At 53.9% G+C, this 7341-nt stretch carries 9 protein-coding genes and 1 pseudogene; 1 reads left to right on the top strand and 9 read right to left on the bottom strand.

The window, feature by feature from the left end; translation table 11 throughout:
• Positions 1 to 127: 127 nt before the first annotated feature.
• From M6F29_RS10725 to M6F29_RS10735, 3 genes and pseudogenes are all read right to left on the bottom strand, one after another.
• Positions 128 to 319: pseudogene (locus M6F29_RS10725) on the bottom strand (hypothetical protein); the annotation flags it as partial.
• Between the two features lie 146 nt (positions 320 to 465).
• The gene (gene relB / locus M6F29_RS10730) at positions 466 to 792 is read right to left on the bottom strand and encodes a type II toxin-antitoxin system RelB family anti-toxin (protein WP_298159635.1); all 327 of its coding nucleotides are present in this window, start codon (positions 790 to 792) and stop codon (positions 466 to 468) included.
• Complete coding sequence (locus M6F29_RS10735) at positions 785 to 1150, bottom strand: type II toxin-antitoxin system RelE/ParE family toxin (protein ID WP_297505715.1); 366 nt, start codon at positions 1148 to 1150, stop codon at positions 785 to 787. The genes relB and M6F29_RS10735 overlap by 8 nt, the downstream gene beginning before the upstream one ends.
• Positions 1151 to 1500: 350 nt before the next feature.
• Here M6F29_RS10735 and M6F29_RS10740 point away from each other — a divergent pair, with 350 nt between their 5' ends.
• Positions 1501 to 1815, top strand: coding sequence for a hypothetical protein (locus M6F29_RS10740; protein ID WP_298159639.1), 315 nt, complete (start codon positions 1501 to 1503; stop codon positions 1813 to 1815).
• Here M6F29_RS10740 and M6F29_RS10745 read toward each other — a convergent pair.
• The 6 genes from M6F29_RS10745 to M6F29_RS10770 form a co-directional block, all read right to left on the bottom strand.
• On the bottom strand, positions 1787 to 2053 hold the full coding sequence (locus tag M6F29_RS10745) for a hypothetical protein (protein ID WP_298159642.1): 267 nt from the start codon (positions 2051 to 2053) through the stop codon (positions 1787 to 1789). The two genes, M6F29_RS10740 and M6F29_RS10745, sit on opposite strands and share 29 nt — an antisense overlap.
• Positions 2054 to 2903: 850 nt before the next feature.
• Positions 2904 to 4004: an AAA family ATPase gene (locus M6F29_RS10750; protein WP_298159645.1), complete on the bottom strand. Its 1101-nt coding sequence runs from the start codon at positions 4002 to 4004 to the stop codon at positions 2904 to 2906.
• Positions 4005 to 4846: 842 nt separating this feature from the next.
• On the bottom strand, positions 4847 to 5521 hold the full coding sequence (locus M6F29_RS10755; RefSeq protein ID WP_298159647.1) for a hypothetical protein: 675 nt from the start codon (positions 5519 to 5521) through the stop codon (positions 4847 to 4849).
• 113 nt (positions 5522 to 5634) lie between these two features.
• Positions 5635 to 5952 carry a HigA family addiction module antitoxin gene (locus tag M6F29_RS10760; RefSeq protein ID WP_298159649.1) on the bottom strand — a complete coding sequence of 106 codons (318 nt, stop codon included), beginning with the start codon at positions 5950 to 5952 and terminating at the stop codon, positions 5635 to 5637.
• Positions 5953 to 5964: 12 nt separating this feature from the next.
• Complete coding sequence (locus M6F29_RS10765) at positions 5965 to 6243, bottom strand: type II toxin-antitoxin system RelE/ParE family toxin (protein WP_298159654.1); 279 nt, start codon at positions 6241 to 6243, stop codon at positions 5965 to 5967.
• A 117-nt stretch (positions 6244 to 6360) separates the two neighbouring features.
• Positions 6361 to 7341: tyrosine-type recombinase/integrase (locus tag M6F29_RS10770; RefSeq protein WP_298159657.1), on the bottom strand; the 981-nt coding region annotated here is incomplete at its 5' end.

Genomic DNA, 7341 nt, shown 5'->3' on the forward strand with positions numbered 1-7341 from the left:
CGACTTGGCCAAACTCCAGATTGAATGAACTCCTGCCTCTGGTCAGGTCGGAAAAAGTAACCGTCACTCAGCCGCAAACAGGGGTTGTCTCGACCTGAGCAAGGGCTTGTCGTCCACCGGACGCTTACACATGCTCCAGGGCTGGTGAAAGTTTTTCAAGAAACGACACGGCCCCCTGTGCCGCTAGGACTCGATCGATGCGAGCCATCTTTTTGATCTCGGCGAGAGCCTCCTTGATCCGTTGGATGGGTGCATCTGATCGCCAGCCAAAGGCATGGCGGCGGAATCGGGCAGAAAATTGCCATTTGTGAGCAGTCATGGTCGATCCATTGAAAACTATCGCACTGGATATTGCCCGTTGCGAATGAAACCCGGAATGCCACTGTTGGCACAATTCCCGCGCCATGCACTCTTGAGCATCAATGACAACGCTACTGATACAGAAAGCCGACCCTGAACGAATATTCACGCAGTAGCGTTGTTACCAATGTCTTCAAAGTTACTGATCTTCACCACCCCATCCGGGAAGCGCGCAACCACCTCCAACCGCCCCCCCATAGCCTCGATGTGACTGCGAAGGCTGGAGATGTACATGTCAGTCCGCTTCTCAAGCTTGGCGATGGAGGGTTGCTGCACATGCAACACTTCGGCCAGCATCTTTTGAGACAGGCCTCGCGCCTGACGCAATTCGTTAAGCGGCATTTCTGCCAACATGGCCTGCGCCTTGGCTTCGGCACGAGCCTGCGATGCCGGTGACATCTGTGCACGCAGGTTTGCAAATTTCTTAGCCATCGATCAGTCCCTCCTTGCAAAGTTGTTCAAGGTGTTTGTCGTATAGTCGGTCAGCAATGGGAATATTCGTGTCGTACCAGCGACCATCGCCTGTTTTATCACCGGCGATCAATAAAATGGCGATCCGGCGGGGGTCGAAGGCATATAGGGTGCGAAATGGTCGCCCATCATGCTGGGTTCTCAACTCTCGCATGTGTCCGTGCTTCGAACCATTGACCCCGCTACTATGGGGGAAGCCCAAGGCCGGGCCCCTTTCTTCGAGCAGTCGCACGGATGCCACCAGGGATTCCTGTTCACCCTCGGCAAGGCTCCCCCACCACTCACCAAATTCATCGGTATATTCGACATCCCAATTCATGGCAAAAATATAGCCTTTATGGAATATTCCGTCAAGTGAATGAAGCGATCAATTGGAAATTTCAGCGTGTAACAGGCAATATTTCGATAAGCAAAAATGCTCAGATCATCTAAACCACGGCCACAGCACCCACGCCTGCCTCTCTACTCTGGAAATAGGACGCGGGTTCGGTTCCGTAATGCACCACCATCACATCAATAAACACGGGGCTTCCAGGGCGTTTTTTTCAGCCGCCCATCATCTCACCCATCATAAATCAAAGTGCTTGATTGCTTCGGAATGATGCGGTTTCAAGGATGGTTTCGTGACTGTCACGACAATTCTTCATCCCTTGGGGATTTTCCGTCACAGTGACGTTAAATCCCTGGTGCTGGTGGGGAGGCTGGCCGAGAGCCGAAAAGCAAAACAAGTTAAGCGAACAACTTAAAGTAAAGTCTTATGCTGGCAACGTTGCCAGTCAGCCTTGTAAGCCCCGCCAGGTGCAAACTGACTGTACAGAAAGTATACAAAATGACGAAAAAACGCCAGAAAATACGCCTTCTCAAAACCAAAAAACTGAAAAAGTTGACCCCTCCAATCTTATCGAAATCATCGAAAAACTGAAGATGGAGAAAGAAGAGTTGGAGGGGGGACGCTTCAGAAGTGTTTGGTCAGCGCAACGATAGTCGCCAGGTCAAAACTGGATTTGCACCCGAGCCGTTCCAAAGCGTCCTGAGCCTCGGTCAAGGCTTTCCGGGCATCGGCCACTTCCTTCCGGGCCTTCTCCAGCGCCTTCTGACGGTTCCGTGAAGCCTCTGCTTTACCTGTGGCTGTCCGTGGTCCTGTGGAGCGTGTCCAAGGCTTCCATGAGCGAATCAAGGCAGATTGCCGGTCCTTTTGCTCCTGGGTCCACTGTCTCGCCATGATGCCTCCGAAAAAAGTTCGTTGATTTTGAAAACTGGCAGAAACTCGTTCACGTTGCCCCGCCAGCGCCTGCCGTTATTGGGAATTGGTGTTCACCATGCGTGGAAACCTGGCAGAAACTCATGAGTGATTCGGATCGATTCCGTACCGACGACAGAATTCATGGATCACCTTCGATGCAATTTCACGCGATGCGCTCGGGTCATGGTCCAGAACAGACAAATCACGCTTCAACCGTTCCAGAAGAGTGGCGGTAGATGCGCTCGACTCATTCCCGATGCTGGCCGTTATCTCAGCCTGTTTCCGGTGGCGATAAAGCATGGTCCGGGTCCGTCCTGCCATCGGTTGCCCGCTTGGTGGTCTGCCTGGTCGTTTCTTTTCCGTGTCCATTCTCATCCCCTTTATCGTCACCGTGACAATAACCATGATATCGTCACCGTGACAATAATGGAAGGGGTCACTTACGAACCATGACGATTTCTGGAAGCCGGGTTGCATCCAGCGCCTGCCAACTCTCCAAAACCCATGCGCGGGTCTGAGGTGGGGTCTGGCAAACCTCGATCACGCGCCCGGTTTGAAGGGTGATTTTCCAATGATTGCCGGGCATGTCCTCCGCTGGTTCTGTGGACGTTTTGCATTGTGCGGGTTGTGCGCTGCATTGTGCGGGAATTGCAGGGGTCCGCACATTAGGTTCGGGGTCGATTGTGCGCGGTATTGTGCGGTCCGCACATTCCCCTAACACCCCGTGGATTAAGGCTTCCAGGCTCATATCGTCATCCCTTTGTGCGGTCTATCGTGCGCACCAAAATTGGTATTGTGCGGTTGTGCGGTCCCTAGCACGCGCACAATGTCACAATGCACTTTCAGCCTCTGTTTCATGCCTGGGTTTGGTGGAACCAGCGCCAGGTTTTTTCCTCCGAGTATCTGGCAAGGCGAAACCGCGTCCCATCGCTGAGGCTCGTTTTTGCAACCTATCCAACTGAAACCGGGTCATGCCTAATTCCTTAAGAATTTCGCTTCTGCCGGCACCCATCGCAAGCAAGGTGTGAACTTTGGCAATCGGATCGTTCTGGGTTTCCGTGATGCTGAACACGGCCTTTTTTTCCTGGGTGGTTAACTTCACCTCGAGGGAAGGGATGTCTCCGCCGTCAAGGTTTCGGGATTTCTCGAACTCAAGGCAGACCCGCATTCCGTCCGCAGGATCGTAATCGTCCGGCTTTTTGAGTGCGAGGACCGTATCAAGAATGTCCTCGCGCTTGCTGGTGCCTCGTTGCTGGCCGCCCTTCCCCGCATGATGGATGAGAACTACAGCCCTTCCTTGGGACCGAAGTTCCATCAGGAACGTGGCGACCTCATTCCATGATTCGGCATCATTTTCCGGTTTTCCAGATCTCTGCCAGGCGGAAATGTTGTCAAGCACGATAACCGCCGGGTCTGACTTTTTGATTACCGCACGCAGAGCCTCGCGCCCCGTGTGTGAGCCGAGGTCAGGCCACTCACTCCCTTCTGGTTGCATGTCTCGGGTCAGCACATCCAGCATTTCCGGTTTGGCCTGAACAGGGAGCGCCGCATTCGCAATCATTGCCAACCGGATCCGAAGGCGTGAAGCGCGCATTTCACCATCCAAGTAAATCACCTTGGCAGGTGTTCGGCATTCCCACCCAAGGAATGGAATTCCTGCCGCTATCGAGTAGGCCAGTCCAAGAGAAAACCAGGTTTTCCCTGCGCCACGCCAGCCATAGATCATGGCCAGGTCGCCCTCGTAAAGAATCGGATGGATGATGGCTCGTGGCTCCGGCAACTTTGCGGTCAGAAGTTCCCCGAAATTGCAGACGGTCAGCCTGATGGGAACGTGCCGCTTCTGATCCGCTTGCGCCAGGGTACGGCCTACTTCATTTTCCACTGCGCCCACGCTATCCAGAAAGGCGGTCCCGCGCTCCAAGTCATCCATGATGATGCCCCCCCTCTCGCGACTTGCAGGGCGTTTGCAACCCGGCCAGAAGCCAGCGCCACCCGATCACGCATTTGCGCGTCCAGCGGTTCGCCAGTCACGAACTGAGCCAAAATCAGCCCGGCCACCGTAAGTTCAAACGAAACCGCTTCGAGGATTGAAACAGCGTCAAACGGTCGTCGTTCAGGTTTGTGGTTCACATCGCGAGGCGGGAAAAGGTCGCTCAGTTCCAGGCCCAAAGCGCCGGTAATTTCGGGAACGCTGCACCCCGAAAAACAGTGCAACAAGACGCGGCCATCATCCGCTTCCCGAACGGCCAGGGATGGGCTTCGGTCGTCGTGAGCAGGGCAACACGCAATCCATCGTCCGGGGCCAGTTCTCCGCACTTTTTGCAGGAGTTGCAGAATTTTGGCAGCAGGATCGTGATAAGATGTGGGTGCGTTTTGAGAAGTGCCCCGAGTGCCAGCCGCCCCGCTGGCCTCGTTTTTTTGGGCGTTCATACTTCACCACCTGCCAGGATTTTCCTGACCACTCGCGCCGTTAGCCCTCGATGACCCAAAACCCGGACCGGTGGGGGCAGACTTCCATTTTTAAATCGTCGGTGGATTGTGCAACGTGAGCATCCAAAGATTTCCGCCAGGGATGGGATTCTGATATGGGCGTCATTAGGGAGTTCTGAAAAATTTTGAACGGACTGACTGATTTTCTTTGCCATGACTTTGTCTCCTTAACGTCACAAAATGTGGCGCGTTGAGACAATTTTTGCATTAAAAAAACCTTGCCGTAATGAGAAGATTGGCGGCTTAATTAATCACACTGTGAAAAATCAGAAGGGGGATTATTCACACCCCCACCAATCTGGGCGCGCAGAAAGTTACATACCCGGCTTTGGTGACAAAGTTTAAAAGTTCTTCATCTTTTTCAGAAAAAGACAGGGTCATCCCCCCCTTTTCCAATTGAGTACCGTTCCAGCGCCATCCTTCCATCCGAAGGTGCCAGGAATCTAGTTGCTCGTGGGAATGATACTTGGCAAGGCAAACGTACTCATACCCGTTGAACGGAGTCTCTGGAGGAAACACCATCAAATTCAGATTTTTGGAGGAAATAGAAAAGGTCTTAAAGACTTCCGCCCGGATGGCTTTCACCTGCCTCGCATCGGCGTAACGCAAAAGGTCGGCCACTTGCTGGTCCGCCCGGCCCTTTGTTTCATTGTCTAATACATGGTCCAGCCAAGCCAAAAAAACTTCCACCTTTCTGTCTGGGTTGTTTTTCCGTCCAGCAGGTTTTTTTTGTCGTAGCATTTCAACAGGCATACCGCGCATTTTGATGCTTCCTTGCTTTATTCCAGAAGCGTCTAGGATAGGTCCTTCCAGAGTGACGATGCGCCCCTGAGGTGGGGCAGCAGGGATCAGTACAGTGCCAAATTCCCAAGGGGTGACCATATCGACAGGGGACCCCATGCCAATGCGGATCGTTGCCGCGGTAGGTAAAAAAACAGGAGTTTTCTTCGCAGTCATATCACGTCACCTTTTCACGCCCCTTGAATAGATGCCGCACCAACATGGCAAGGTTTTCCATGCTTTCGTCACGGGTAATTAGGCCGGGACTAGGTGCGGCAATGCTTAAACTGTCAGGCGGCCAGTTGTCCCAGCGGTGCCGGTTGGACATGCAAGGGCGCAGTCTTGACGCGCTGCTCGGCTTGCCACATGTCATAGGCGCTTTGTTCTGCCATCCATAGTCGGGCTTCTCCGCCCCGATCCACGCCTAACCATGCCTCGATGCGCAAGGCCATTTCTGGCGATACGGCGGAACGGCCATTAATTACACGCGAAAGCGTTGCACGGGCTACATTCAATTGTTGCGCGGCTTCGGTTACTGTCAACCCCAGCGCGGGCAATACGTCATCCCGTAATGTCAGTCCGGGGTGGGGTGGGTTGTGCATCTTCATTTTCATTTGCTCCTAGTGGTAATCCTGATAATCAACAAGCACGGCATCTTCACCCTCAAAGGTGAACGTCATGCGCCAGTTGCCGTTTACGCATACTGAATAATGCCCGGCAAGGTTTGCGGTCAGAGGGTGAAAGCCCCATCCTGGCAGGTTCATCCCCTTGGCGTTGGTCGTTTCATTCAGGCGTCGCAACATGGCGGCCAGCCTAGGTGCTTGGTGCGGCTGTATACCTGCCGCGCTGCCTGTTTCAAAAAAGGATTTCAGCCCCTTGTGCTTGAATGTCTTAATCATGGCCTATTGTAACCTGTAATGTTATGCGCATCAACCTCGATCAATTATCCACTACGCGCCACCCTGCCGGGCACTGGGGGCATTTAACGTGACCATCACGCGCATACCGGTGCGCACTCATGCTTGCTTTCCCCGAATCGGTACAACCTTTCCCGCTGGTGCTGGTGACTGGCAAAACTTCGCCCAATCCTCCATCATCCTGCGCCGTTTCTCGAACAGATCACCGCGACGATATGCGGCCTCCACCTTGTTGACGATGGTGTGCGCCAGCGCCTGCTCTGCCACCTCTCTTGGGTAAGCGGTCTGCTCACTACACCAGTCCCTGAACGTGCTTCTGAAACCATGCGGAACGATCCACAAGCCACTTTTCTCATCAGTCCAAGGTGCCTGCCCATCCGATTCACGGCGCTGGTTGATGCGTCTGCAAACCGCGCTTATGGTCATGTCTGAAAGCGTCTTTCCCGTTACCGAAGGAAACACCAGATCATTATCCCGTGGGAGTTTTTCCAATATGGCCAGAGCCGCATCAGTCAGGGGAACCCGATGTTCTTTCTCGACCTTCATCCTCTCGGCAGGGATCACCCAAACCTCGTTATGCAAGTCGATCTCATCCCACTTGGCACCCCTCACTTCCCCCGAGCGAGACGCGCACAGAATGGCGAATTCCAGCGCCAGCGCACCCATGCCCTCGATCCCGTGCAGGTCCTCCAGGAAAGCGTGAATCTGCCGATAGGGCAACGCTGGTTGCTGTCCCTTGGTCGCTACCCTGCCTGGCTTCGGTAAGCATTGGTCGAGGTTGCCCTTCCAGTCTGCCGGGTTCGGTCCGGTCCTGTAGCCTCGGACGGTCGCCATAGACAGAACTGCCTCGATGCGTCCCCGCAACTTTGTGGCCGTATCTGTTTTGGTGATCCATATCGGTTCGAGAATCTTGACCACTTGGGGCAACTCAATATCCTGAACCAGCACGTCCCCGATGACTGGATAGGCGAACATCTCAAAACTGGATCGCCAGACCTGAGTATGACGCGCTGTTTTCTCGCCAGCCTTTGCCTCAAGGAACTGCTCCGCCACCTGACGAAAGGTAACTTGCTTGGCTTG

It is taken from the genome of Ferrovum sp., assembly GCF_027317285.1.
In the GTDB taxonomy this organism is placed as follows: Bacteria; Pseudomonadota; Gammaproteobacteria; order Burkholderiales; family Ferrovaceae; genus Ferrovum.